This window comes from Bradyrhizobium sp. CCBAU 11430 (assembly GCF_028128855.1).
Lineage (GTDB): Bacteria > Pseudomonadota > Alphaproteobacteria > Rhizobiales > Xanthobacteraceae > Bradyrhizobium > Bradyrhizobium ottawaense.
This window is the reverse complement of sequence record NZ_LBJV01000061.1, coordinates 139,204-165,730: the sequence shown is the minus strand read 5'-3', so window position 1 is coordinate 165,730 and position 26,527 is coordinate 139,204. Positions and strand designations below refer to the sequence as shown.

At 65.4% G+C, this 26,527-nt stretch carries 24 protein-coding genes; 11 read left to right on the top strand and 13 right to left on the bottom strand.

All coding sequences use genetic code 11. The annotated features are described in order from the left end of the window. The 4 genes from odhB to XI04_RS21440 form a co-directional block, all read left to right on the top strand. The coding region (odhB, locus tag XI04_RS21455) for a 2-oxoglutarate dehydrogenase complex dihydrolipoyllysine-residue succinyltransferase (protein ID WP_271623761.1) at positions 1 to 906 on the top strand (906 nt) is incomplete at its 5' end. Between the two features lie 64 nt (positions 907 to 970). Next, entirely contained in the window at positions 971 to 1,720 is a 750-nt protein-coding gene (locus tag XI04_RS21450; RefSeq protein ID WP_271609502.1) for an SDR family oxidoreductase, read from the top strand. 57 nt (positions 1,721 to 1,777) lie between these two features. Next, positions 1,778 to 3,178 (top strand): dihydrolipoyl dehydrogenase, encoded by a 1,401-nt coding sequence (gene lpdA, locus XI04_RS21445; protein ID WP_028139214.1) that lies wholly within the window; start codon positions 1,778 to 1,780, stop codon positions 3,176 to 3,178. A 34-nt stretch (positions 3,179 to 3,212) separates the two neighbouring features. Then, positions 3,213 to 3,743, top strand: coding sequence for a hypothetical protein (locus tag XI04_RS21440; protein ID WP_028139213.1), 531 nt, complete (start codon positions 3,213 to 3,215; stop codon positions 3,741 to 3,743). Between the two features lie 210 nt (positions 3,744 to 3,953). On the opposite strand, the gene XI04_RS21435 is transcribed toward XI04_RS21440, so the two are convergent. Next, positions 3,954 to 4,544, bottom strand: coding sequence for a DUF4337 domain-containing protein (locus XI04_RS21435; RefSeq protein ID WP_028139212.1), 591 nt, complete (start codon positions 4,542 to 4,544; stop codon positions 3,954 to 3,956). 100 nt (positions 4,545 to 4,644) lie between these two features. Further along, positions 4,645 to 5,610 (bottom strand): tyrosine recombinase XerC, encoded by a 966-nt coding sequence (locus XI04_RS21430; RefSeq protein WP_028139211.1) that lies wholly within the window; start codon positions 5,608 to 5,610, stop codon positions 4,645 to 4,647. A 111-nt stretch (positions 5,611 to 5,721) separates the two neighbouring features. Here XI04_RS21430 and XI04_RS21425 point away from each other — a divergent pair, with 111 nt between their 5' ends. Further along, on the top strand, positions 5,722 to 7,932 hold the full coding sequence (locus XI04_RS21425) for a primosomal protein N' (RefSeq protein WP_271611001.1): 2,211 nt from the start codon (positions 5,722 to 5,724) through the stop codon (positions 7,930 to 7,932). A 234-nt stretch (positions 7,933 to 8,166) separates the two neighbouring features. On the opposite strand, the gene XI04_RS21420 is transcribed toward XI04_RS21425, so the two are convergent. Next, entirely contained in the window at positions 8,167 to 8,667 is a 501-nt protein-coding gene (locus tag XI04_RS21420) for a septal ring lytic transglycosylase RlpA family protein (protein WP_212252250.1), read from the bottom strand. A 700-nt stretch (positions 8,668 to 9,367) separates the two neighbouring features. Here XI04_RS21420 and XI04_RS21415 point away from each other — a divergent pair. The 6 genes from XI04_RS21415 (at position 9,368) to XI04_RS21390 (ending at position 16,312) form a co-directional block, all read left to right on the top strand. Beyond that, positions 9,368 to 9,928 carry a F0F1 ATP synthase subunit delta gene (locus XI04_RS21415; RefSeq protein WP_212252252.1) on the top strand — a complete coding sequence of 187 codons (561 nt, stop codon included), beginning with the start codon at positions 9,368 to 9,370 and terminating at the stop codon, positions 9,926 to 9,928. Beyond that, positions 9,928 to 11,457, top strand: a complete 1,530-nt coding sequence (gene atpA / locus XI04_RS21410) for a F0F1 ATP synthase subunit alpha (RefSeq protein ID WP_028139207.1) — start codon at positions 9,928 to 9,930, stop codon at positions 11,455 to 11,457. The genes XI04_RS21415 and atpA overlap by 1 nt, the downstream gene beginning before the upstream one ends. Positions 11,458 to 11,635: 178 nt before the next feature. After that, positions 11,636 to 12,511: a F0F1 ATP synthase subunit gamma gene (locus tag XI04_RS21405; protein WP_271623760.1), complete on the top strand. Its 876-nt coding sequence runs from the start codon at positions 11,636 to 11,638 to the stop codon at positions 12,509 to 12,511. Positions 12,512 to 12,563: 52 nt separating this feature from the next. Further along, on the top strand, positions 12,564 to 14,006 hold the full coding sequence (atpD, locus tag XI04_RS21400; RefSeq protein ID WP_018318856.1) for a F0F1 ATP synthase subunit beta: 1,443 nt from the start codon (positions 12,564 to 12,566) through the stop codon (positions 14,004 to 14,006). 87 nt (positions 14,007 to 14,093) lie between these two features. Continuing rightward, complete coding sequence (locus XI04_RS21395; RefSeq protein ID WP_028139205.1) at positions 14,094 to 14,501, top strand: F0F1 ATP synthase subunit epsilon; 408 nt, start codon at positions 14,094 to 14,096, stop codon at positions 14,499 to 14,501. A gap of 164 nt (positions 14,502 to 14,665) precedes the next feature. Continuing rightward, positions 14,666 to 16,312: an adenylate/guanylate cyclase domain-containing protein gene (locus XI04_RS21390; RefSeq protein WP_271609500.1), complete on the top strand. Its 1,647-nt coding sequence runs from the start codon at positions 14,666 to 14,668 to the stop codon at positions 16,310 to 16,312. 289 nt (positions 16,313 to 16,601) lie between these two features. On the opposite strand, the gene XI04_RS21385 is transcribed toward XI04_RS21390, so the two are convergent. The 10 genes from XI04_RS21385 to proB all read right to left on the bottom strand — a co-directional run bounded on the left by XI04_RS21385 (position 16,602) and on the right by proB (position 26,379). Continuing rightward, positions 16,602 to 17,102: an RNA pyrophosphohydrolase gene (locus tag XI04_RS21385; protein ID WP_038972610.1), complete on the bottom strand. Its 501-nt coding sequence runs from the start codon at positions 17,100 to 17,102 to the stop codon at positions 16,602 to 16,604. A 62-nt stretch (positions 17,103 to 17,164) separates the two neighbouring features. Next, on the bottom strand, positions 17,165 to 17,671 hold the full coding sequence (locus tag XI04_RS21380; RefSeq protein ID WP_038972607.1) for an RNA pyrophosphohydrolase: 507 nt from the start codon (positions 17,669 to 17,671) through the stop codon (positions 17,165 to 17,167). Positions 17,672 to 17,747: 76 nt separating this feature from the next. After that, positions 17,748 to 18,980 (bottom strand): divergent polysaccharide deacetylase family protein, encoded by a 1,233-nt coding sequence (locus XI04_RS21375; RefSeq protein ID WP_271609499.1) that lies wholly within the window; start codon positions 18,978 to 18,980, stop codon positions 17,748 to 17,750. A gap of 163 nt (positions 18,981 to 19,143) precedes the next feature. Beyond that, a complete protein-coding gene (locus XI04_RS21370) occupies positions 19,144 to 20,502 on the bottom strand; it encodes a S41 family peptidase (protein ID WP_018318850.1) in 1,359 nt (452 codons plus the stop codon). Next, complete coding sequence (locus tag XI04_RS21365; protein WP_028139200.1) at positions 20,499 to 21,830, bottom strand: murein hydrolase activator EnvC family protein; 1,332 nt, start codon at positions 21,828 to 21,830, stop codon at positions 20,499 to 20,501. Before XI04_RS21365 ends, XI04_RS21370 begins: the two co-directional genes overlap by 4 nt. A 32-nt stretch (positions 21,831 to 21,862) precedes the next feature. After that, the gene (gene rlmH, locus XI04_RS21360) at positions 21,863 to 22,345 is read right to left on the bottom strand and encodes a 23S rRNA (pseudouridine(1915)-N(3))-methyltransferase RlmH (RefSeq protein ID WP_028139199.1); all 483 of its coding nucleotides are present in this window, start codon (positions 22,343 to 22,345) and stop codon (positions 21,863 to 21,865) included. A 112-nt stretch (positions 22,346 to 22,457) separates the two neighbouring features. Continuing rightward, the gene (gene rsfS / locus XI04_RS21355) at positions 22,458 to 22,829 is read right to left on the bottom strand and encodes a ribosome silencing factor (protein ID WP_028139198.1); all 372 of its coding nucleotides are present in this window, start codon (positions 22,827 to 22,829) and stop codon (positions 22,458 to 22,460) included. A gap of 223 nt (positions 22,830 to 23,052) precedes the next feature. Beyond that, complete coding sequence (locus tag XI04_RS21350) at positions 23,053 to 23,697, bottom strand: nicotinate-nucleotide adenylyltransferase (RefSeq protein ID WP_212428914.1); 645 nt, start codon at positions 23,695 to 23,697, stop codon at positions 23,053 to 23,055. A 22-nt stretch (positions 23,698 to 23,719) separates the two neighbouring features. Further along, positions 23,720 to 25,027 (bottom strand): glutamate-5-semialdehyde dehydrogenase, encoded by a 1,308-nt coding sequence (locus tag XI04_RS21345; RefSeq protein ID WP_212428913.1) that lies wholly within the window; start codon positions 25,025 to 25,027, stop codon positions 23,720 to 23,722. 230 nt (positions 25,028 to 25,257) lie between these two features. Next, the gene (gene proB, locus XI04_RS21340; RefSeq protein WP_028139195.1) at positions 25,258 to 26,379 is read right to left on the bottom strand and encodes a glutamate 5-kinase; all 1,122 of its coding nucleotides are present in this window, start codon (positions 26,377 to 26,379) and stop codon (positions 25,258 to 25,260) included. Positions 26,380 to 26,527: the final 148 nt, after the last annotated feature.

The following is a 26,527-nucleotide window of genomic DNA, read 5'->3' as shown; positions in this document are numbered from 1 at the left end:
GCCGACGCACCGCTCGCCCCGTCCGTGCGCAAGCTCTCGGCTGAGACCGGCGTCGATGCCTCCACCGTTCCGGGCTCCGGCAAGGACGGCCGCGTCACCAAGGGCGACATGCTCGCCGCGATCGAGCGTGCGGCCTCCGCGCCGACCCCGGTCAACCAGCCCGCCGCCGCCGTGCAGATGCGCAGCCCGTCACCGGCCGACGATGCCGCCCGCGAAGAGCGCGTCAAGATGACCCGGCTGCGCCAGACCATCGCGCGCCGCCTCAAGGACGTGCAGAACACCGCGGCCATGCTGACGACCTTCAACGAGGTCGACATGACCAACGTGATGGCGCTGCGCGCCCACTACAAGGATGCGTTCGAGAAGAAGCACGGCTCCAAGCTCGGCTTCATGGGCTTCTTCACCAAGGCCGTCGTGCAGGCGCTGAAGGACATCCCGGCCGTCAACGCCGAGATCGACGGCACCGATTTGATCTACAAGAACTACTACCACATCGGCGTCGCCGTCGGCACCGACAAGGGCCTCGTCGTGCCCGTGGTGCGCGACTGCGACCACAAGTCGATCGCTGACATCGAGAAGGGCATCGCCGATTTCGGCCGCCGCGCCCGTGACGGTCAGCTCAAGATCGACGAGATGCAGGGCGGCACCTTCACCATCACCAATGGCGGCATCTACGGCTCGCTGATGTCGACCCCGATCCTGAACGCGCCGCAGTCCGGCATCCTCGGCATGCACAAGATCCAGGAGCGGCCGATGGTCGTCGGCGGCAAGATCGAGGTCCGCCCGATGATGTATCTGGCACTGTCCTATGATCACCGCGTGATCGACGGCAAGGAAGCCGTCACCTTCCTGGTTCGCGTCAAGGAGAGCCTGGAAGATCCGGCGCGCCTGGTGCTCGATCTCTGATCCCTGATGCTCTGCGAGCGCCGTCGCCATTCGCGACGGCGCGTGTCGAACCATGGAGGCGCGCGTGACGGATAAAGTCGTTGTCATCACCGGCGGCAGCCGCGGCATCGGGCGGGCGACCGCGATTGCGGCGGCCGCGCGCGGCTTTCGTGTCGTGGTCGGTTACGCCAGCAACAAGAAGGCCGCCGACGAGGTGGTCGCGCTGATCGAGGCCAGCAATGGCAAGGCGATCGCGGTGAAATGCGATGTGGCCGAGGAAAGCGACATCATCGAGCTGTTCAAGGCGGCCGACAAGTTCGGCACGTTAGGGGCGCTCGTCAACAATGGCGGCATCGTCGGCCAGAGCGGCGTGCGGGTCGACGAGATGTCGGCCGAGCGCATCCAGCGCGTCATGGCGGTCAACGTCACCGGGTCGATCCTCTGCGCGCGCGAAGCGGTGAAGCGGATGTCGACCAAGCACGGCGGCAACGGCGGCGTCATCGTCAATCTGTCGTCGGTCGCCGCCAAGCTCGGCTCGCCCAACACCTATGTCGATTACGCCGCGTCCAAGGGCGCGGTGGATTCCTTCACCATCGGTCTTGGCCATGAAGTCGCAGCCGAAGGCATCCGCGTCGCCGCGATCCGCCCCGGCCTGATCGACACCGAAATCCACGCCGCCGGCGGCGAGCCCGATCGCGCCCATCGTCTGGCCCATCTGGTGCCGATGAAGCGCGTCGGCACATCGGATGAAATCGCCAATGCCATCGTCTGGCTGATGTCGGACGAGGCCTCCTATGTCACCTCAGCCATTCTCGATGTGTCCGGCGGACGCTGACGCACCGGCGGACGCTGACACATCCTCATCACGCCTAACCTTACGGGACTTTCTCTCATGGCTACCTACGATCTCGTCGTCATCGGCACCGGACCGGGCGGTTATGTCTGCGCGGTGCGCGCAGCCCAGCTCGGCATGAAAGTCGCCGTGGTCGAAAAGAACGCAACCCTCGGCGGCACCTGCCTCAATGTCGGCTGCATGCCGTCGAAGGCGCTGCTGCACGCGTCCGAGATGTTCGAGGAAGCCGGGCACTCCTTCGCCAAGATGGGCGTGTCGGTCTCCTCGCCGAAGCTCGATCTTCCCGCGATGATGAACTTCAAGCAGCAGGGCATCGACGGCAACGTCAAGGGCGTCGAGTTCCTGATGAAGAAGAACAAGATCGACGTGCTCAAGGGCACCGGCAAGATCTTGGGGACCGGCAAGGTCGCGGTCTCCGCCGACGGCAAGTCGCAGACGATCGAAACGAAGAGCATCGTGATCGCGACCGGTTCGGACATCGCGCGCCTCAAGGGCATCGAGATCGACGAGAAGCGCATCGTGTCCTCGACCGGCGCGCTGTCGCTCGACAAGGTGCCCGGCAAGCTCTTGATCGTCGGCGCCGGCGTGATCGGCCTCGAGCTCGGCTCGGTCTGGCACCGTCTCGGCGCCGAAGTCGTCGTCGTCGAATTCCTGGATCGCATCCTGCCCGGCATGGACGGCGAGATCGCCAAGCAATTCCAGCGCATCCTGGAAAAGCAGGGCTTTGCGTTCAAGCTCGGCGCCAAGGTCACCGCGGTCGACAGCTCAGGCAAGACGCTGAAGGCGACCATCGAGCCCGCCGCCGGCGGCGCCGCCGAGACGCTGGAAGCCGACGTCGTTCTGGTCTGTATCGGCCGCGTGCCCTACACCGACGCGCTCGGCCTGAAGGAGGCCGGCGTCGCGCTGGACAATCGTGGCCGCGTGCAGATCGATCCGCACTTCGCCACCAGCCTGAAGGGCGTCTATGCCATCGGCGACGTCGTCGCAGGCCCGATGCTCGCGCACAAGGCCGAGGATGAAGGCGTGGCGGTGGCCGAGATCATCGCCGGCCAGGCCGGCCACGTGAATTACGATGTGATCCCAGGCGTCGTGTATACCACGCCGGAAGTGTCCTCCGTCGGCAAGACCGAGGAGGAACTGAAGCAGGCGGGCGTGGCTTATACCGTCGGGAAATTTCCCTTTACCGCCAACGGCCGCTCCAAGGTCAACCAGACCACTGACGGCTTTGTGAAGATTCTCGCAGATGCGAAGACCGATCGCGTGCTCGGCGTGCACATTATCGGCCGCGAAGCCGGCGAAATGATCCATGAGGCCTGTGTTCTCATGGAGTTTGGCGGCAGTGCGGAAGATCTCGCGCGCACCTGCCACGCGCATCCGACCCGCTCGGAGGCCATCAAGGAAGCCGCGCTTGCAGTCGGCAAGCGGGCCATCCATATGTAGCCAAGCGCCCAGCGCCGAATCGGGCGGGAAACACATGCTGCGCCGCCTTCTTCAACCGGTCTGGGTCCTGCTTGCGATCGTCTTCCTGATCGAAGCCTGGCTGTGGGACCATCTCGAGCCGATCGTTGCGCGGGTTGTCGCAGCCGTCCCGCTCGCACGTTTCAAGCAATGGCTGACGGAGCGCGTCGATGCGCTGTCGCCGGCCATGACGCTGATCGTGTTCGCGGTCCCCATCGTCCCGCTGTTTCCGCTCAAGCTGGTCGGCCTGTGGCTGCTCACGCATGAATACTGGACCAGCGCGGTCTTCACGATCGTTTTCGCGAAGCTGCTCGGCGTCGGCGTCACCGCCTTCGTGTTCGACGTGACGCGCGACAAGCTTTTGGAGATGCACTGGTTCGAGCGGATCTACGATCTGGTGATGAAGGTCCGCGCCAAGGCCGCCGAGCTGGTCGACCCGATCAAGCGCCGTATCCGCGAGCTGATCGCCGGCAACGGCGAGGGCTGGTCGTCACGCACGCTGCGTGTGATCCAGCGCTTCAGGAAGAGCGTGCACCAGGCGCGGTAGCTGCCCGCACATTCAGTCTCTCACCGTCACCCCCGCGCAACCGCGAAGCGGTTGTCGCTGGAGGTGGCCGCTTCTTCAGCGGCCGCCCTGGAAGGGCGACGGCCCGGCTGCATCTCGGCCGTTCATCCTTCGAGGCTCCGGGCGCAGTGCTGATGCACTGCGCTCCTCGCACCTCAGGATGACGGAGTTGGTGCGACGCTGCTGCGCCAACTAATGCAAATGCACCAGATGCGGCCACCACAGGCCGAGCGCGGTCATGAGCAGGCCGCCGAGCGTCAGGATGCCGGCGACATAGGCCAGCGCGAACATGCCGGTGATGATGGTGGCCGAGGCCAGCACGATGCCGATCTGGAAGGCGGCCGACGCCAGCTCGAAGTGATGGTATTTCGCGGTCGCCTCGTCGCGCTCGTGCTCGGCATGCTTGGCCTTCTCGGCGAGCTGCTCGGTGCCTTCGCCGGTCTCGGGCTCGGAGCGGTAGCGCTGCGCGGTCTTGGTCCAGTCGTCGATCTGCTTCTGCACCGTCGCCTTCATGGCGTCGTCGGTGGTGCCGGCCAGCGTCAGCTTGCCCTGCTCGGCCGCGGTCACCACCACGGTACGGCGGATGCTCTTGGCCTGGAAGAACGCCCAGAGATTGGCGCCCTCGACGTTCTTGCTGATGGATTCGGTCTGGGCGCCCTTGCCGAGCGTCTCCGAGATCGCCAGGAACAGCGCCAGCACGGCGATCAGGAGCGCGATCTTCTTGTTCGAGCCGGACGCGTGTTCGGCGTGCTCGGCATGCTCCATGCTTTCATGTGCGCTCATCAGTCTCTCCTGCCTCGGTTCCGCAACGATTGACCGAACCGCGCGGCGAGCGCAAGAGGCACGCTCGCTGTGACAGCTTCATGTCAGGAATCAGTGGCGTTCAGCGCCTTGGATGCGCGCTGGCATAGACTTCCAGCAGGCGCTCGGAATCGATTCCGGTATAGATCTGCGTGGTCGAGAGCGAGGAATGGCCGAGCAATTCCTGGATGGCGCGTAAGTCCCCGCCGCGTGACAACAGATGCGTGGCGAAGGAATGCCGGAGCGCGTGCGGCGTGGCGCTGTCGGGCAGGCCGAGTGCGCCGCGCAGCCGCTCCATCGCGAGCTGGATGATGCGTGGGCTCAAGGGACCGCCGCGCGCGCCGACGAAGATCGGGCCCTCGGCGGGCAACGGATACGGGCACATCGCGACGTATTCCTGCACGAGCTCGAGCACGTTCTGCAGCACCGGCACCATGCGGGTCTTGTTGCCTTTGCCGGTCACGATCAGCACGTCGCCCTCGCCGGGACGCGGCACCTCGCGGCGCTTCAGCCCGAGTGCTTCGGAGATGCGCAGGCCGGAGCCGTAGAGCAACGCCATCACGGCAGCGTCGCGCGCCAAAATCCAGGTCTCGCGATCCTCGCCCGCCCGCTCGTCGGCATCGGCAAGGCGCTTGGCCGATGCCATCGGCAGCGGCTTCGGCAAGGTCTTGGCCACCTTCGGCGCGCGGATCGCCGAGAGTGCGCCGACCTTGCCCTTGCCTTCGCGCTCGAGGAAGCGGCCGAAGGAGCGCAGGCCCGCCAGCGCACGCATCAAGCTGCGGCCGGCAATGTCGTCGGCGCGGCGCATTGCCATGAAGGCGCGGACGTCGGTGGCTTCCAGCGCGGCGAAGCGCTCAAGCGTCACGCGTTCCCCCCAGTGGCTGCAGAGGAAATCCAGGCACTGCCGCAAGTCGCGGCCATAGGCTTCCAGCGTCTTCGGCGACAACCGCCGCTCGGCGCCGAGATGCGACAGCCAGCGCGTCATCTCCTGCGCGATCGAGGGATCGGCGCTGGCGAGCTCGATTTGTGGGGCGACGGCTTTGCTCATGCGCACTGGACGTGGTGATTCCACCCAGTATATCGCATCACACCCGTTTATCGTTCGCTAAGGCCGCCTCAGGGCGCTAGCCTTGAGGCCCCCGGTTCCGATTCTTCGTTCATGGATCACACCTCGCGCAGCACCACCGCCCCCACCAACGCGACCGGCATGGTCGACGTGCTGGTGCCGGTCGCGCTCGACCAGACCTATTCCTACAAGGTGCCGCGCGGCATGGAGTTGAAGGCGGGCGATCTCGTCGCCGTGCCGCTCGGGCCGCGCGAGGTGCTGGCCGTGGTCTGGGGAGAGAACGCCAATCCCGATCCGCGCCTGCACAACCGTCTCAAGGAGGTCAACGAGAAGCTCGATATCCCGCCGCTCAAGCCCGAGCTGCGGTCCGTGGTCGACTGGGTCGCCAATTACACGCTGAGCCCGCGCGGCATGGTGCTGCGCATGTGCCTGCGGATGGGCGAGAATCTCGGCCCCGAGCGGGTGCGCCCCGGCGTGCGCCTGGTCGGCGACCCGCCGAAAAGGCTGACGCCGGCGCGCCAGCGCGTGATCGAGGTGCTGTCGGACCGGCTGCTCCACGGCAAGTCCGAAGCCGCCAAGGAAGCCGGCGTCTCCTCAGGCGTGATCGACGGGCTCGTCGACGAGGGCACGCTCACGGTCGAGCCGATGCCGCCGCCTGCGCCGCCGCCCGTGCCCGATCCGGATTTCGGCCGGCCGGATTTCTCGCCGTTGCAGCGTGCCGGTGTGGACGCGATGCGCGCGCTTGCGTCCAACGGTACCTTTCACGTCGCGCTGCTCGATGGCGTTACCGGTTCGGGCAAGACCGAGGTGTATTTCGAGGCCATTGCTGAAACCATCCGTCGCGGAAAACAGTCGCTGATCCTGATGCCGGAGATCGCGCTCACCGGCCAGTTCCTCGAACGCTTCGCGCAACGCTTTGGCGTACAGCCGATCGAATGGCATTCCGAGCTGACGCCGCGCACCCGCGCGCGCAACTGGGCGGCGATCTCCGCAGGCACCGCGCCGGTCGTGGTTGGCGCACGCTCGGCGCTGTTTCTCCCTTACGCCGATCTCGGCCTGATCGTCGTCGATGAAGAGCACGACCAGGCCTACAAGCAGGATGAGGGCGTGCACTATCACGCCCGCGACATGGCGGTGGTGCGCGCGCATATCGCCAAGATTCCGGTCGTGCTGGCCTCGGCGACGCCGTCGGTCGAGTCCGAAGTCAATGCGCGCAAGAACCGCTATCAGCGCATCGCGCTGCCCTCGCGCTTCGGCGGCCAGCACATGCCGCATATCGAGGCCATCGACATGCGCCGCGAGCCGCCCGCGCGCGGCCGCTTCATCTCGCCGCGGCTGGCCGGCGAGATCAGAGGCGCGATCGAAAAGCGCGAGCAGGCACTGCTGTTCCTCAATCGCCGCGGCTATGCGCCGCTGACGCTGTGCCGCGGCTGCGGCCACCGCTTCGCCTGCACCATCTGCGATGCCTGGCTGGTCGATCACCGCTTCCGTCAGCGCCTGGTTTGCCATCATTGCGGCTTCTCGATGCCGCGGCCGCATCTCTGTCCGAACTGCTCGGCCGAGGAATCGCTGGTCGCGGTCGGGCCCGGCGTCGAGCGCCTGCAGGAGGAGGCCGCCGCGCTGTTTCCGCAGGCGCGCACCATGGTGCTGTCGAGCGATCTCATCACCTCGATCGAGACGATGCGCAGTGAGCTCGCCGAGATCGCGGAGGGCCGGGTCGACATCATCATCGGCACGCAGCTCGTCGCCAAGGGCCACAATTTCCCGCGGCTCAATCTGGTCGGCGTGGTGGATGCGGATCTTGGTCTTTCCAACGGCGATCCGCGCGCGGCGGAGCGCACCTGGCAATTGCTCAACCAGGTGATCGGCCGCGCCGGCCGCGAGCAGGGCCGCGGTGTCGGCTATCTCCAGACCCACCAGCCCGATCATCCCGTGATGAAGGCGCTGATCGCCTGCGACCGCGAGGCCTTTTACGACAGCGAGATCGACTTACGCGAACGCACGCTGTATCCGCCGTTCGGCCGGCTCGCCAGCCTGATCATCTCCGCCGGCGACCGCCCGAGCGCCGAAGGCCTTGGCCGCCGCCTCGTCGCGCTCGCCCCGCGCGACGAGCGCGTCGTGGTGCTGGGACCGGCGGAGGCGCCGCTCGCCGTGATCAAGGGCCGCTACCGCTTCCGCATCCTGGTGAAATCGGCGCGCGGTTTCGACCTCTCGGACTATTTGCGCAATTGGCTCGCGGTCTGCCCGAAGCCGACGGGCAATCAGAAGCTAGAGGTGGACGTCGACCCGCAGAGCTTTTTGTAAGAGTCCGTCGCGGCCACATCCTCAGTCGTCATTCCGGGGCGCGCGAAGCGCGAGCCCGGAATCCATTTATCCGCCAATTCTGTCGCCCGATGGATTCCGGGCTCGCGACTTCGTCGCGCCCCGGAATGACGCAGGCAACAAAAAGCCCGCGGTCCCCCAAGACCGCGGGCTTGTTTCATGCGCGCATCAAACTGATGAAAACTGCGCGCGCTCGATGAGACGCTTTATCGCGCCTTAGGAGACGACTTCCGCGGTGACGCGGCCGACGCCGCGACTGGTGAGGCCGATGGCGCGGGCGGCACCCGTGGAGAGGTCGAGCACACGGCCGCGAATGAACGGCCCGCGGTCGTTGATGGTGACGACGACGCTCTGGCCGCCATGGGTGACGCGCAGCTTGGTGCCGAACGGCAGCGAGCGGTGCGCCGCGGTCAGGGCGTTCTGGTTGAAGCGCTGGCCCGAGGCGGTGCGGCTGCCGGACTCGTTGCCGTAAAAGGAGGCCATGCCGGAGAAGCTGTGGCCCGTGCCCGAGGTCGGCGTCATCGACGCATTGGCGTTGCGCCAATCGGAGGTCGCGTTGGTATCGGTCTGAGCGTGGTGGCGGTGATGATGATGCCGGTGATGCCGGGATTTGGCGGAAGCCTCGGTGGCAGTTCCACCGATGAGGAGAGTTGCGGCAATGAAAGCGATCGCCGTACGCGGCCGGGTCACAACGCCCAGCGTCTTCAAAGACAGCATTTAGTGGTCCCTAAGCTAGTATTGCCACATATGTGGCTAGTGGAGCCCCCATCAGTTTGTGAGCGAGTTGGCGTTTCGATTCCTAATGAGGCGTGAATTGGGCAGTAAATCCATTCTGTGTCGTCATGTAATATCTTGTTACCGGCACCAGATATTCAGACGATATTCCGTAATCTTCGCCTTTAACGATTTGTTAACTTATGAATTACTTATGAATACTGTAAAACGAAGTCATCGCCGCGAGCGTTTAGAATTGGGTAAGTATTCGGCGAGTGGAGCTAACGAGGCCGGAATCACACCTCTGCGATCCGTGTTCATGGCCGCTATGCGCTGAGGGCAGGAACCAACAAGGGGGAGGCCGCGCTGAAGTCCCCCGCGACAATTCCGTGACGCGGCACCTCGTCACCCAAGGACTTGATCAAGTTCTTGATCAGATCCTTTGATACGGTGGTCGTATGGGCGGTGATCGCTGCATCCGGCGTGCGACGAACTGGCGGCAGAACCCGGTGCCTTTAATTTGGCGTCATGTTGCACCTGCGCGCCTGCTATGTTAGCAAAGCCGCGATTTTAACGGATCCGGCACGTCCCGTGCCGGCCGGAAATCGAAGTCCCGCTTGAATTCCAAGGGCTTGGATCGCTTGGCGCCGCGTTGTGGCGACGGTTTTTCCCTTGCGAGTTTGACAGCAAAAAGAGCGCGTCTGTGGCTGCAGAAGATACGTCCGTTTCAGGTGTGTCCGGCCGTTATGCAACGGCCTTGTTTGAACTGGCCCGCGACCAGAAAGTGGTCGACGAGGTCAAAGCCGATCTCGAGAAATTCGAGGCCATGCTGAATGAGAGCGCCGATCTGAAGCGCCTCGTCCGCAGCCCGGTTTTCGCAGCCGATGCCCAGTCCAGGGCCCTCTCGGCCGTGCTGGCCAAGGCCGGCATCGCCGGCATCTCCGCCAATTTCCTGAAGGTCCTGACCGCCAATCGCCGCCTGTTCGTGGTGACTGACGTCATTCGCGCCTACCGGGCCCTGGTCGCCAGGTTCAAGGGCGAGGTGACGGCCGACGTCACCGTGGCGGAAACGCTTTCGGACAAGAATCTCGACGCCCTCAAGGTTGCCCTGAAGTCGGTGACCGGCAAGGACGTCGCGCTCAACGTGAATGTCGATCCCTCGATCATCGGTGGCCTCGTCGTCAAGCTCGGCAGCCGCATGATCGATAGTTCGCTTCGCACCAAACTCAATTCGATCAAGCACGCGATGAAAGAGGCAGGCTGATGGACATCCGCGCCGCGGAAATTTCCGCGATCCTCAAGGACCAGATCAAGAATTTCGGCCAGGAAGCTGAAGTCTCCGAAGTCGGACAGGTGCTGTCCGTCGGCGACGGTATCGCTCGCGTCTACGGTCTGGACAACGTCCAGGCCGGCGAAATGGTCGAGTTCGAGAACGGCACCCGCGGCATGGCGCTGAACCTCGAAACCGACAACGTCGGCGTCGTGATCTTCGGCGGCGACCGTGAGATCAAGGAAGGCCAGACCGTCAAGCGCACCCGCGCCATCGTGGACGCGCCGGTCGGCAAGGGCCTGCTCGGCCGCGTCGTTGACGCACTCGGCAATCCGATCGACGGCAAGGGCCCGATCCAGGCCGACAAGCGCATGCGCGTCGACGTCAAGGCGCCCGGCATCATTCCGCGCAAGTCGGTGAGCGAGCCGATGGCGACCGGCCTCAAGGCGATCGACGCCCTGATCCCGATCGGCCGCGGCCAGCGCGAACTGATCATCGGCGACCGTCAGACCGGCAAGACCGCGATCGCGCTCGACACCATCCTGAACCAGAAGCCGCTCAACGCGCAGCCCGACGAGAACATCAAGCTGTACTGCGTCTACGTCGCGGTCGGCCAGAAGCGCTCGACGGTTGCCCAGTTCGTGAAGGTGCTGGAAGAGCAGGGCGCGCTCGAATATTCGATCGTCGTCGCCGCCACCGCGTCGGATCCGGCGCCGATGCAGTACATCGCGCCGTTCACCGCCTGCACCATGGGCGAGTTCTTCCGCGACAACGGCATGCACGCGGTCATCATCTATGACGATCTGTCCAAGCAGGCCGTCGCCTACCGCCAGATGTCGCTGCTGCTGCGCCGCCCGCCGGGCCGCGAAGCCTATCCGGGCGACGTGTTCTATCTGCATTCCCGTCTGCTCGAGCGCGCGGCCAAGCTCAGCAAGGATCACGGCTCGGGCTCGCTGACCGCACTGCCGGTCATCGAAACCCAGGCCAACGACGTGTCGGCCTACATTCCGACCAACGTCATCTCGATCACCGACGGCCAGATCTTCCTGGAAACCGACCTGTTCTTCCAGGGCATCCGTCCCGCGGTGAACGTCGGTCTGTCGGTGTCGCGCGTCGGCTCCTCGGCGCAGACCAAGGCCACCAAGAAGGTCGCCGGCAAGATCAAGGGCGAGCTGGCGCAGTACCGCGAAATGGCGGCTTTCGCGCAGTTCGGCTCCGACTTGGACGCCTCGACCCAGCGCCTGCTGAACCGCGGCTCGCGCCTGACCGAGCTCCTGAAGCAGCCGCAGTTCGCGCCGCTGAAGATGGAAGAGCAGGTCTGCGTGATCTGGGCCGGCACCAACGGCTATCTCGATCCGCTCCCGGTCAACAAGGTGCGCGCGTTCGAGGACGGCCTGCTGTCGCTGCTGCGCGGCAAGAACGTCGAGATCCTCAATTCGATCCGCGACACCCGCGACCTCTCCGACGACGTGGCTGCCAAGCTGAAGTCGGTTGTCGAAGGTTTTGCGAAGAGCTTCGCGTAAGAAAGAACCGTCGCGGCCGGGCTAAAGCGCGAAGCGCGTCTTCGCAATTGAAGTCCCGGCCATCCACGTCTAGCGACGTGTGAGACGGCACGTGGATGCCCGGGACGAGCCCGGGCATGACGACTGGGATAGGCTAGCGGCTTGATCCAAGAGATCGAACCGCCGGGGTGAACGAAGAATGGCGTCACTTAAAGACATGCGCGTGCGCATCGCCTCCACCAAGGCGACGCAAAAGATCACCAAGGCCATGCAGATGGTCGCTGCGTCCAGGTTGCGCCGCGCCCAACAGGCGGCCGAAGCTGCGCGCCCCTATGCCGACAAGATGAGCGCGGTGATCTCCAACATAGCCAGCGCTGCCGCCGGTTCGCCCGGCGCGCCGGCGCTGCTTGCCGGCACCGGCAAGGACCAGGTTCACCTGCTGCTGGTCTGCACCGGCGAGCGCGGCCTGTCCGGCGCCTTCAACTCCTCGATCGTGCGTCTCGCGCGCGATCGTGCCCAGGCGCTGATGGCGCAGGGCAAGGAAGTCAAATTCTTCTGTGTCGGCCGCAAGGGCTATGAGCAGCTCCGCCGCCAGTTCGACAAGCAGATCGTCGAACATCTCGACCTGCGCAGCGTTCGTCAGCTCGGTTTCGTCAACGCCGAGGACATCGCCAGGAAGGTGCTGGCCCGTTTCGAGAACGGCGAGTTCGACGTCTGCGCGCTGTTCTACGCGCAGTTCAAGTCGGTGATCGCCCAGATCCCGACCGCGCAGCAGATCATCCCGCTGGTCGTGGAAGAAAAGGCGGCGAATGCGCCGACGACGTCCTACGAATATGAGCCGGAGGAGGACGAACTCCTTTCGGGCCTGTTGCCACGCAACATCGCGGTGCAGATCTTCCGCGCGCTGCTGGAGAACACCGCTTCGTTCTACGGCGCGCAGATGAGCTCGATGGACAACGCCACCCGCAACGCCGGCGAAATGATCCGCAAGCAAACCCAGATCTACAACCGAACCCGTCAAGCCCAGATCACCAAGGAGCTGATCGAGATCATCTCCGGCGCCGAGGCGGTCTGACGCACGAATTCAACGACGGTCGTTCAAGTACAGAATTTCGAAGGAGAGCTTCATGGCTACAGCAGCTAACCCGGTCGGTCGCGTCACCCAGGTCATGGGCGCCGTCGTCGACGTTCAGTTCGAGGGCCACCTCCCGGCCATTCTCAATTCGCTGGAAACCAAGAACGGCAACATCCGCCTCGTGCTGGAAGTTGCGCAGCATCTCGGTGAGTCCACCGTCCGCACGATCGCGATGGACGTGACCGAAGGTCTGGTGCGCGGCCAGGAAGTGACCGACACCGGCCAGCCGATCCGCGTTCCCGTCGGCGAAGGCACCCTCGGCCGCATCATCAACGTCATCGGCGAGCCGATCGACGAAGCCGGCCCGGTCAACGCCGAAGGCCTGCGCCCCATCCATCAGGACGCGCCGAGCTACACCGACCAGTCGACCGAAGCTGAAATTCTGGTCACCGGCATCAAGGTCGTCGATCTCCTGGCTCCCTATGCGAAGGGCGGCAAGATCGGCCTGTTCGGCGGCGCCGGCGTCGGCAAGACCGTGCTGATCCAGGAGCTGATCAACAACGTCGCGAAGGCGCACGGCGGTTACTCCGTGTTCGCCGGCGTCGGCGAGCGTACCCGCGAGGGCAACGACCTCTACCACGAGTTCATCGAATCCAAGGTCAACGCCGATCCGAAGAATCCGGATCCGAGCGTGAAGTCGAAGTGCGCGCTGGTGTTCGGCCAGATGAACGAGCCGCCCGGCGCCCGCGCCCGCGTCGCGCTCACGGGTCTCACCATCGCGGAAGACTTCCGCGACAAGGGCCAGGACGTGCTGTTCTTCGTCGACAACATCTTCCGCTTCACCCAGGCCGGCTCGGAAGTGTCGGCGCTGCTCGGCCGCATTCCTTCGGCGGTGGGTTATCAGCCGACGCTCGCCACCGACATGGGCGCGCTGCAGGAGCGCATCACCACCACGCAGAAGGGTTCGATCACCTCGGTGCAGGCCATCTACGTTCCGGCCGACGACTTGACCGACCCGGCGCCCGCGACCTCGTTCGCGCATCTTGACGCGACCACCACGCTGTCGCGCTCGATCGCCGAAAAGGGCATCTATCCGGCGGTGGACCCGCTGGACTCGACCTCGCGCATGCTCTCCCCGCTGGTCGTCGGCGAGGAGCACTACGCGGTTGCCCGTCAGGTCCAGCAGGTGCTGCAGCGCTACAAGGCGCTCCAGGACATCATCGCCATTCTCGGCATGGACGAGCTTTCGGAAGAAGACAAGCTGACGGTGGCGCGCGCCCGCAAGGTCGAGCGCTTCATGTCGCAGCCGTTCCACGTCGCCGAAATCTTCACGGGATCGCCGGGCAAGTTCGTCGAGCTCGCCGACACCATCAAGGGCTTCAAGGGCCTGGTGGAAGGCAAGTACGACCACCTGCCCGAAGCCGCCTTCTACATGGTCGGCACGATCGAAGAAGCCGTCGAGAAGGGCAAGAAGCTGGCGGCGGAAGCCGCCTAAGCTGGCGAATAGCGAATAGGGAGTGGCGAATAGCTGCTCCCTGTTTCAAGCAATCGCCATTCGCTACTCACCATTCGCAGGTTTGTTATGGCCACCTTCCACTTCGATCTCGTCTCTCCGGAAAAGCTCGCCTTCTCGGGCGAGGTCGATCAGGTCGACATCCCCGGCGTCGAGGGTGATTTCGGCGTGCTGGCAGGGCATGCGCCGGTCGTGGCCGCGATCCGTCCGGGCATCCTCACCATCACCACCGCTGGCCGCCATGAGAAGGTCATCGTGCTCGGCGGTCTCGCCGAAGTCTCCGAAAAGGGCCTGACCGTGCTCGCCGACGTCGCGACATCGCTGGCCGAGCTCGACCGCGCCCAGTTCGCCGCGACCGTCTCGGAGATGGAAGAGGGGCTGAAGGAGCACGAAGGCAGCGAGCTCGATCAGGCGATCGAGCGGCTCGACCACTTCAAGAGCATCCAGCAGCAGCTCAACTCGACGGCTATGCACTAAGCCCCGGGGCACCGCTCCGGGGCTCGAACGAGAATTCCTGCAAGACATTCCCTGACCAAAGTGCAGCGCTCGTCACACCCGTGGCGGGCGCTGAAACTTTGTTGCACCCCGCCGCCGATAACGGCATTCTGCCGGTGCGAATTTGGTCCGGGGGCCGGTGGCGGATGAAACGCAAGATCGCAGCGATTTTCGCGGCCGATATTGCCGGCTACTCGAGACTGGTCGCGGAAGACGAGGAGGAGACGCTGCGGCGTCTGGCCTCCTATCGCGAAGTTGTCGACGATTTCATCGCGAGGGCCGGCGGGCGCATCTTCAATACGGCGGGCGATGCCGTGCTCGCGGAATTCCCGAGCGCGGTCGATGCGGTGCGTTGCGCGATCGACATTCAGGAATCCCTGCGGACCCGCAACATGGCCTATCCGCCGAGCCGGCAGATGTCGTTCCGCATCGGCATCACCATCGGCGACGTGGTCGAGCGCAACGGCGATCTGCTCGGCGACGGCGTCAACATCGCGGCGCGGCTGGAGGGCCTCGCCGAGGTCGGCGGCATCTGCGTCTCGCGCGCGGTGCATGAGCAGGTCGCCAACAAGCTCTCGGTGCAGTTCGCCGATATCGGCGCGCAGGAGGTCAAGAACATCCCGACGCCGGTGCACGCCTACATGGTGGCGATGCGGCGCGAGGACGGCAGCTATAGCAAGCCGCAGCTGAAGAAGGTGGGCTCAAAGCTCGCCACGGCGCCGGTGTGGATGTGGCCGCTGGTGGTCGCAATCGTCTCGATCGTCGCCATCGGCGTCACCGGCTTCCTCTACAACACCAAGCTCAAGCAGACGGCGAATGTCGCGGCGACGCCGGCCGCAGCACCAAGCGCGGAGCCGAGCTCCGCGCCGACGCAGCTCGCCAAGGCGCCGATGTCGCCGATGGCGCCGCAGAATGCTGGCGCTGCGATGGCGCCGATGCCTGCGCCGTCACCCTCGGCCGCGCCGATAGCGGGCAAGTTTGCGGCCGACAGCGTGCCCTTCATCAACGAGCGCGTCCGCACCTTTCTTGCCGGAGACTATTCCACCGCCGGCGACTACAAGGCCTTCGCGCTCAATGTCGGCGCCTTCACCGGCTCGGCCCTGAATCAGCCGAACGAGGAGGCCGCGCGCAACACCGCGCTCGAGCAGTGCCAGAAGCGCGCCGATGCCGCGCAATCGCCGCGGCGCTGCGAGCTCTATGCGGTCGGCAACAACGTCGTCTACACGCACGGCAAGCCGCCGATGCCGCCGTCTCCCTATTTCAGGCATGACGCCATGACCGAGCGGAGCTTCGCATCGAAGGATTTTCCGATGGTGCGCGAACCGCAAAAGGTCCGGCTCGAGAATATGTTCGTGCCGGCGGCGAAATCCCGCTCGGTTGCGCTCGGCCCCGGCGGACAATATTTCATGGTGCTCGGCGCCTCGTCCGCCGAAGATGCAGCGCGCCGTTCGCTGGAATCGTGCGGCGCGATTGCCGGCGTGGCGTGCCTCGTGGTCGCAATCGACGACAATTTCGTCGTTCCGATCCCGACGCTGTTCAGGATCACCGGCTTCTTCAATGCCGCCTCCAACGCCTCGATCATGGCGGATGCGCGCGGCGAGGTCGTGCGCAAGCTCGGTGACGGCATGGGCTGGAACGCGGTCGCGGTCGGCACCGCGGGCCGGCCAGGCCTCGGCCTCAAGGCCGCCGACGAGCAGGCCGCCGTCACCTCCGCACTCGCCGACTGCGCCAAGCGCGACAGCGACTGCCACGTCATCGCGCTCGGCCCGTTCACGGTGGGACCGATCAATTAGCGCGTGCTTTGATTGAGCCCGATCGTTGCCGGGCGCGAGATGCGCTCCCTCTCCCGCTTGCGGGGGAGGGCTGGGGTGGGGGTGTCTCCGCAACGGGACACTCCCTGGGTGGAGAGAGCCCCCACCCGGCGCTTCGCGCCGACCTCCCCCGCAAGCGGGAGAGGTTGGACACCCGTGACGGATTGCGCAGCGCGGTGAACTTCTTCCGCGGTGTCAATCGCTTCACAACAACCACACCGCACCGCGCCGGCGGCGGCCTTCTACTGTGCATGGGGTTGTTTTCGCAGTTTTAGTTTGCGAAGGCCGCAAACTCTCCTGCCACCGCGCGATAGACCTCCCGTCGGAACGGCACCACGACGTCGGCAACACGGTCCAGACGCTCCCAGCGCCAGGCGTCGAACTCGGCGGGCTGGCCGTTGCGCGGCGTCAGCGGGTCGATCTCGTCATCCTTGCCGGTGAAGCGCAGCGCGAACCATTTTTGCCGCTGGCCGCGAAACTTCGCGAGGCGATGCGTCTGCGGTCCGTCATAGGGCGGGAATTCGTAGCTGAGCCAATCGGTCTCGCCGAGATAGTCCGCGCTGACGACGCTGGTCTCCTCCCAGAGCTCGCGCATCGCGGCATCGCGCAAATTCTCGCCGTCGTCGACGCCGCCCTGCGGCATCTGCCAATCGAGGCCGGGCAGGATGATCTCGGGACCGTCGCCCTTGAAGCGATGGCCGATCAGCACGCGGCCTTCGGTGTTGAAGAGAGCGATCCCCACGTTGGGGCGGTAGGGCTTTTCATTCGTCACGCGCAAATCTCTCATCGTCATTCCCGGGTGCATTAGCACCGAAGCCGGGACGACAATTCGATTTATTGGTCCGCCAGCGCAGAAAATTCCTGCACCACGCGCTCATAGACCGGGCGCTTGAAGGGAATGATCAGCCCGGTCAGATTCTTCATCGGTTCCCAGCGCCAGCTCACGAATTCGGCCTTGTGGCCGCCGCCGCCAGGATTGGCGACATTGATCTCGCTGTCCTTGCCGGTGAAGCGCACGGCGAACCATTTCTGGCGCTGGCCGCGGTAGCGGCCCTTCCAGGCGCGCCCGGCGACCGTGCGCGGAATGTCGTAGGTGAGCCAGTCCGGGACCTCGCCGAGCCGCTCGACCGAGCGCACGCTGGTTTCCTCATAGAGCTCGCGCTTGGCGGCGTCCCAGGTGTCCTCGCCGGGATCGACGCCGCCTTGCGGCATCTGCCAGACATGGGTGTCGTCGACATGCTCGATGCCGCCGGCGCGGCGGCCGATGAACACCCGTCCCTCTGTGTTGATCAGCATCACACCGACGCAGGTCCGGTAGGGCAGATCCTCGTAACGCGCCATTCCGCCAGACCTCTCGCATGCTGCTGGTTGCGGCTTGACCGGTCCCGCGGGACCCGTGCCGTACCAATCCGTTGATTTAGCTGGATTTTGATTTCAGCATCGCGGTTGTCAATGGCACCAAAAGGATACCCCGGTCGCCCAATGTCTTGGTCCAGGCGCCGATGCGCTCGATCGAGACGGGAAGGGCGGAGGCGGTGCCGACAGCCGCGCCGCGCTCGCGTGCCGCCGATTCGAGCTTGTTCAGGGCGCGGTCGATCTCGGTCGGGGTCGGCACCACGTCGATCGCGATGTCGCCCTTGCCGAATGGCATGGCCTGGTTCGCCGCGGCCTGGGCTGCAATGCTGCGGGGCGAGGAGCCGTCGTCGAAGAAACCGAGGCCGCGCTTGGCCGCCTCGCGGATGATCGGCTGCATCGCCGGCTCCGTCGCGACGAAGCGGGCGCCCATGAAATTGGTGATGCCGGCATAGCCCTGCATCCGGCTGAAATGCCAGTACAGGCGGTCCATGTTCTGGTCGGCGCTGAGCGAGGTCAGCAGCGTCTGCGGTCCCGGATCATTGTCGGGGAAGTCGTAGGGCTCCATCGGGATCTGGAGGAAGATCTCGTGGCGCTGCGCGCGGGCCCGTTCGGCGAGCTTGCCGGGATCGGTGCCGTAGGGCGTGAAGGCCAGCGTCACCGCTGCCGGCAGCCTCATGATGGCATCGGCGGTCTTGGCGGCGCCGACGCCGAGGCCCCCGATCACGATGGCGACCACCGGCATCTTGGCGGCCTTGGCGCGATCGGCGTCCGCCGCATAGGCGTTGAACGGCTTCAGCCCGTCGGCGACCACCGGGATCATGCCGTAGCGTGACTTCTCCAACAGCTTCGGATTGATCCCGGCCATGACCGGCGGCGGGGCCGAAGCGGCCCCGGCCTTGTCGCCTGCGTCCTCACCGATCACCACGTCGTGGCGGGCGCCGGTGGAGCCGTCGATCATGGTGATGGTCTTCTGCTCGCCGGGGGCGGCCTGCTTCGGCGCCTCCTGGCTGTCGTGCTTGCCGTCCTGCTTGCTAGCTTGCTTGCTGTCCTGGCCGGCGGCCGGCTTCTCGTCGGCAGCCTTGTCGGCGCCCTTCTCGCTGATGGCGATCCGCGTCATCGGCTCGCCGCCGAGCGGATCCTTGTTGAAGATGGCGAAGCCGGCAAAGGTGAGGAGGAACAGGCCGAGCAGCACGGCGAGCGCCTGCATGGCCGTGAACGGCAGCCGCAGCCGGCGTTTCCGGCGCGGCTTGTCCTGTCCGAGCGGGGCGCTCAGATCATCGGCCGTTTCAGTCATGCGCGATCCCGAATCACTGCCAATGACGATACCACGCCGGGGTCAAGCGGCGGCAGGCCGGGATAGGCCGGGGATGCCAGGAGTTATCAGCAACCAGGAGTTCCAAGCAAAAAGGGCGGCTCCCAGGAGCCGCCCTTTCGTGGGATCGCGCGGATACGCCGACTTAGTTCGCCGCTTTGGGCTTGTCGGTCGTGGCCTTGTTGTCGCCGCCGGGGGTGGGCGCGGCGGAGGCGCTGTTCTTGATGCCGTGGAGCAGGTCGTCGGCGAGCTTGAGCGCCTTGTCGTCCTTGGCGTCCGGCGGGACGTAGGACTGCGAGCCGGTCTTCTCGTCGCCGTCGTTTTTCAGATGGCCGCGCAGCGAAGCCTCGCCCTTGGTGTCGGTGCGCGACTTCAGCTCGTCCGGCACGTCCTGCAGCACTTCGATGTCGGGCACGATGCCCTTGGCCTGGATCGACTTGCCCGACGGCGTGTAATAGCGCGCCGTGGTCAGCCGCAGCGCGCCATTGCCGCTTCCGAGCGGAATGATGGTCTGCACCGAGCCCTTGCCGAACGAGCGCGTGCCGACGATGGTCGCGCGCTTGTGGTCCTGCAGCGCGCCGGCGACGATCTCCGAGGCCGAGGCCGAGCCGCCATTGACCAGCACAATAACAGGCTTGCCCTTGGTCAGATCGCCCGAATGCGCGGTGCGACGCTGGGTCTCCTCGGCATTGCGGCCGCGGGTCGACACGATCTCGCCCTTCTCCAGGAACGAGTCGGAGACAGTGACTGCTTCCTCGAGCAGGCCGCCCGGATTGTTGCGGAGGTCGATGATGTAGCCCTTCAGCTTGTCGCCGATCTGGTTCGAGAGGTTGGCGACCTCGCGCTTCAGGCCTTCGGTGGTCTGCTCGTTGAAGGTGGTGATGCGGATATAGGCGATGTCGTCGGCCTCGACGCGTGCGCGCACCGAGCGGACGCGGATGTTGTCGCGCACCAGGGTGACGTCGATCGGATTGTCCTGACCCTTGCGGATGATCTTGAGCTTGATCTTGGTATTGACGGGGCCGCGCATCTTCTCGACCGCCTGGTTCAGCGTCAGGCCCTGCACCGCCTCGTCGTCGAGATTGGTGATGATGTCGTTGGCCATGACACCGGCGCGCGAAGCTGGGGTGTCGTCGATCGGCGAGACCACCTTGATCAGGCCGTCTTCCATCGTGACCTCGATGCCGAGGCCGCCGAACTCACCGCGGGTCTGCACCTGCATGTCGCGGAAGCTCTTGGCGTCCATGTAGCTCGAATGCGGATCGAGGCCGGTGAGCATGCCGCTGATGGCGGATTCGATCAGCTTGGTGTCGTCGGGCTTCTCGACATAGTCGGAGCGCACGCGCTCGAAGACGTCGCCGAACAGATTGAGCTGACGATAGGTGTCTGCGGTGGCGGCTCGCGCGCTGGAGCCCATGAACACCGCACGCGGCTGGGTCACGAACAGCATCAGCGCCGCACCGGTGGCCGCGCTGAGGAGGATTACTGAAGTCTTGCGCATCATCCGCGAACCTTCTCGCCTTCATTTGCGGCCCACCATGGGCCTGGATCGATTGGAGTGCCGTCCTTACGGAACTCGACATACAGCACAGGTTGACTCGCGTTCGTCGCGAGAATGGAGGCGACCTGAGAGGTCGATCCCATCGTCGCGACCGGCTCCCCCGTGAGCACAAACTGTCCGATGTTGACCGAAATGCGCTCCATCCCGGCGATCAGGACATGATACCCGCCCCCGGCATTGAGGATCAAGAGTTGTCCATAGCTGCGGAACGGGCCTGAATAGACCACCCAGCCGTCACACGGCGTTGTGACCTGGGAGCCGGGCTTGGTCGCCAGGGAAATGCCCTTCTGGACCCCGCCGGCCCCGTCGGAACCGCCGAAATCCCTGATCTTGTTACCGTTAACCGGAAGAGGCAGGAGACCCTTGGCGGAGGCAAAGACGATCGCGGGGGTGGTCCGGGACCGGTCCTTGAACACGCCCGGGCCGGACTTGACGCTCGCGCTTGCGGCCGCCTTGGCCTCGGCCTGCCTTGCGGCCTCGGCTGCCTTCTCGGCGGCCTTGGCTGCGCTCTGCAGATCCTGCTCCATCTTGGTGATCAGGCCCTGGAGATCGCCGACCTGTCTCGAAAGCGCGATGGCGCGCGAATTCTCGGCATCGAGGTCCTTTTCGCGTGCCGCCTGCTGGCGCTGCCGCTCGTCGACGAGGGCGGTGAGCCGGGTCTGGTCGCTCCTGACCTTGTCCCGATCGGAGGCGAGCTGGTCGCGCTCGGTGGCGATATTCTTGCGCAAGGCCACGAGCTCGCCGAGCTCGCCTGCGATCCTTTCGGCGCGGCCGCGCAGCTCCGGCACCACGGCGCCGAGCAGCATCGCCGTGCGCAGTGATTGCAGCGCATCTTCGGGCCGCACCAGCAGCGCAGGCGGCGTGCGCCGTCCGGCCCGCTGCAGTGCTGCCAGCACCTCGACGATGTCGGCACGGCGCGAATCGAGCGAGGAGCGCATCGCCTGCTCGCGTCCGTTGAGCGCGCGCAACCGGGCTTCGGTCTCGTCGATCTTGGTCTCCACGTTGCGCACATTGGCGGCGGTGTCGATCAGCTGCTGATTGAGCTGGGTACGGTCCTGGCCGAGTGAGGTGATCTCGGCCTTGAGCTTGGCCTGCGCCTCTTCCGCGCTCTTCTGCCTGGCACGCGCGGCTTCGAGCTCCTGCTCGCGCTGCTTGATGGCGTCGGGCGAGACGGCGGCGGTCTGGGGCGCCGGCGCCGCGGTCTGGGCTTGCGCGAGGCTTGCGCCGGCAACGCTTGTGATCAGCAACAGGTTGAGGAGCGGCGCTCGCATCGTGTCGGCAAAGGTGCTCGTTGTGGCGCGCATCACGCGCGGTGATAGGGGTGGCCGGCCAGAATGGTGGCGGCCCGATAAAGCTGTTCCAGAAGCATGACGCGGACCATTTGGTGCGGCCAGGTCGCAGAGCCGAACGCGATCGCGAGCTTCGCCTTACGGCGCAATTCGGGCGAAAGTCCGTCCGCCCCTCCGATCACGAAGATAGTATGTCCGGCTCCCTCGTCTCGCCAGCGTCCGAGATGCCGTGCGAATACGGTGGAGTCGAGATTTTGCCCGCGCTCGTCCAGTGCCACCAGGATCGATTTGTCCGGAATATGCGCGGAGATCGCGGCGGCCTCTTCGGTCATCCGCGTCGCGGTGTCGCGCGCGCGGCTCTCGGGGATTTCGTGGACCAGGAGCTCGCGGAATCCGAGCTTGCGGCCGGCCTCGTCGAACCGCTCGAAATAGCGGTCGGCAAGCTCCCGTTCGGGGCCCTGCTTCAGCCGTCCCACCGCAATGACAGCAACGCGCATGATATCTTCAGGGGTCTGATATCTTCAGGGTCGTGTTTTCAAGACCGCGCGCAAATGGCGCGCGCACGACGCTAGCATGCGCGTCAGCCGATTCGAAATCGGCTCGATCAGCCTAGATCGCCTTCGCCGCGATCGCTTTCGCAGCCCCTGGGCCCTGCGTGTACAATCGCTCGAGATTGTAGAACTCGCGGACCTCGGGTCTGAACACGTGCACGATCACGTCGCCGGAATCGATCAGCACCCAGTCGCAATTGGGCAAGCCCTCGACATGGATGTTCTTGATGCCGTTTTCCTTGAGGCCCTTGGCGACGTTTTCCGCGATCGCGCCAACGTGCCGGTTCACCCGGCCGGTGGTGACGATCATGTAGTCGGAGTACGCCGATTTGCCGCGAAGGTCGATGGTGACCGTCTCTTCCGCCTTCATGTCGTCGAGGCGGGAGAGGATCAGGCTCAGCGTCTTGTCGGCGTCGGGTTGCGCCTTCAAGGCCGCAGCTTTGGCTGATGTTTTACGCGCCGGCTTGGCAACCTTGGGTAAAACAGACTTCGTCGAAGCTGACTTGGACAATACAGATGTGGTCAGGGACCATTCCTTTCACTGTATCGCGAACGCCGAATCCGGCGCTCACCGGTTACACTACATCATGTGGGGTTAAGGGTTTCAATATGCCAGAGAGGCTGAAGCCCACACGATATCCGCGCACTTGTCCTCACATTGTACCTTTCCAGCTCCCGTCCGGGTTCCGTAAGCCGGTCGAGGACAGATTCAGCTTCATTCCGGTCAGGAAAACCCAGGCCGGCGCCGGCTGATCCGCAAGCAGCGCTGCCTTGTTCTCGGGGAGGCGATAGCGCGCCAGCGCCTGGGCGGCGGGGGAGGCGAGGGCGCGAAAACTCTGCGGCGGGCGGTCGATGATTGCCATCGGCACCTGGCCGGCGATGCGCCGCCAGTGCTGCCAACGATGGAATTGAGCGAGATTGTCGGCGCCCATGATCCAGACAAAGCGCAGGCCGCTGAGGCGGCGGCGCAAGGTGTTGATCGTGTCGATAGTGTAGCGCGTGCGGATGACGGATTCGAGACAGCTGACCTCGATCCTGGGATCATCGGCGACGTCGCGCGCGGCCTGCATGCGCTCCCCGAGCTCATGCAGATTGCCGTTCTCCTTCAGCGGATTGCCCGGAGTCACCAGCCACCACACGCGGTCGAGCTGAAGGCGCTTCAGCGCGAACTGGCTGATCGCGCGATGCGCCTGGTGCGGCGGATTGAACGAGCCGCCGAGCAGGCCGATGCGCATGCCTTCGGTGTAGGGCGGTATCGCCTGCGCGAAGAAGCGGGGGGCGACGAAATTGTTACTCAATGTCCGCGCCCCGCGACGTTACTTACGGCCGTGTCTGACCGGTGCCGTGAACGCGATATTTGAAGCTCGTCAGCTGCTCGGCCCCGACCGGGCCGCGGGCGTGGAAGCGGCCGGTCGCAATCCCGATCTCGGCGCCGAAGCCGAACTCGCCGCCATCGGCGAACTGCGTGGAGGCGTTGTGCAGCACGATCGCGGAATCGACCTCGCTCAGGAATTTCCTCGCAGCCGCCTCATCCGCGCTCACGATCGCATCGGTGTGATGCGAGCCATGGTTCTGAATGTGCGCGATTGCGCCATCGACGCCGTCGACGACCTTCGCCGCGATGATCGCGTCGAGATATTCGGTGTCCCAATCGTCTTCGCTCGCAGGTTTTACGCGCGCATCCGTTCCTTGCACCGTTTCGTCGCCGCGTACTTCGCAGCCCGCCTCGATCAGCATCTCGACCAGCGGCTTCAGATTTTTGCCGGCCGCGGCGCGATCGACCAGCAGCGTCTCGGCCGCGCCGCAGACCCCGGTGCGGCGCATTTTTGCGTTGAGCACGAGCGACTTCGCCATCGCGAGGTCGGCGCTGGCATCGACATAGACGTGGTTGACGCCTTCCAGATGCGCGAACACAGGCACGCGCGCTTCCTGCTCGACGCGCGCGACGAGGCTTTTTCCCCCGCGGGGCACGATCACGTCGACGGCGCCGTTCAGGCCCGAGAGCATCATGCCGACGGCCGCGCGGTCGCGCGTTGGGACCAGCGTGATCGCAGCTTCAGGCAGGCCGGCTTCACGCAGGCCCTGCACCAGGCATTCATGGATCGCGCGGCAGGACCGAAAACTGTCCGAGCCGCCGCGCAGGATCACGGCATTGCCGGACTTCAGGCACAGCACGCCGGCGTCGGCCGCAACGTTCGGACGGCTCTCGAAGATCACGCCGACGACGCCGAGCGGCACGCGCACGCGCTCGATCCTCATGCCGTTTGGCCGCTGCCAGCTCTCGGTGACGATGCCGACGGGATCGGCGATGCCGCGTACGATGCCGATGCCCTCGGCCATGCCCTCGATGCGGGCCGGCGTCAGCGTCAGGCGGTCGATGAAGGAGGAGGTGGCATTGCCGGAGGCGCGGGCTTCGGCGACGTCCTCGGCATTGGCGGCGAGGATCGCCGCAGAGCTCGCGCGGATCGCCCGCTCCATGGCTTCCAGCGCCCGGTTTTTCTGCTCCGGCGGCGCCAGCGCCAGCACGCGCGCGGCAGCGCGGGCGCGGGTTCCGAGATCGGACATCAGCGCCAAGAGATCGGTAGTCCGATCGGCATTGCCGTCAACGGCTTTGAGGGGGGCGGCCATGGGGGTCAAAACCTTCTGCTAAGGCGGTGTCCTAGCACGGAAATCCCGCTTTTGCGAAGGGCGGGGAGGGTATGGCAGGGGCCCGGCGGGCGGTTGCTGGGCTCGGCCACCGGCCTAGCCCCAACGTCATGGCCGGGCTTGACCCGGCCATCCACGTCTTGCCCGGCCTTCGAAAGGACGTGGATGCCCGGGACGAGCCCGGGCATGACGGCTTGGGTGCTCTTCGGCCCTTACCCGCCCACCACCAGATCGTCGCGGTGGATCATCTCCGATCTTCCGCTGATGCCGAGGATGGTCATTACATCAGGGGACGAGCGGCCCTTGATCCGCTCGGCGACCTCTGCGTCGTAGGCGATCAGGCCGCGGCCGACCTCGCTGGTGTCGGGGCCGCGCACGATCACGGCATCGCCGCGGGCGAACTGGCCCTCGACCTTGATCACGCCGGCCGGCAGCAGGCTGGCGCCGGCACGCAGCGCCGTCACTGCGCCGGCGTCGATGGTCAGCGTGCCCTTCGGCTCCAGCGTGCCCGCGATCCAGCGCTTTCGCGAGGTGATGGGATTGGCCGGCGTCAGGAACCAGGTGCAGCGGCCGCCGTCGGCGATCGCCTGCAAGGGATGCTCGATCTTGCCGGAGGCGATCAGCATATGCGTGCCGCCGGTGGTCGCGATCTTGGCCGCCTCGACCTTGGTGCGCATGCCGCCGCGCGACAGCTCGGACTCGGCGTCTCCCGCCACGGCTTCGATCTCCGAGGAGATGCTCTCGACCACCGGAATGAGCTTTGCGTTCGGATTGTTCTTCGGTGGAGCGTCGTAGAGCCCGTCGATGTCGGACAGCAGCACGAGCAAGTCGGCGCTCGCCATGGTGGCGACGCGCGCGGCGAGGCGATCATTGTCGCCGTAGCGGATCTCGTTGGTGGCGACCGTGTCGTTCTCATTGATCACGGGGATCGCGCGCCACTCCAGCAGCTTGCCGATGGTGGAGCGTGCATTGAGATAGCGACGGCGTTCCTCGGTGTCCTGGAGCGTCACCAGGATCTGGCCGGCGCCGATGTCGTGTGCCCCGAGCACCTCGGACCAGATCCGCGCCAGCGCGATCTGGCCGACGGCGGCGGCGGCCTGGCTCTCTTCCAGCTTGAGCGGGCCGCGCGGCAGCTTGAGGCGGCTGCGGCCGAGCGCGATCGAGCCGGAGGAGACGACGAGGACGTCGCGCCCCTCCCTGTGCAGCTTGGCCATGTCGTCGGCAAGCGCGGCGAGCCAGGATGCCCGCACCTCGCCCTTGTCGGAATCGACCAGCAGCGCGGAGCCGACCTTGACGACGATGCGGCGGAATTGACTGAGTTCGGGGCTGGCCATGTGTGGATGTGCTGGCGCGTGTGACGACTTGCTTTGCATTGGAAACGGCGGAGCGACTGGCAGCGCCGGTAGGCTGCTTTTGCAGCAGGACGATGGCCGGCGCAAGGCGGCCGGGATGGTAAACGGCGAAGGTCGGCCTTGTCCGGGA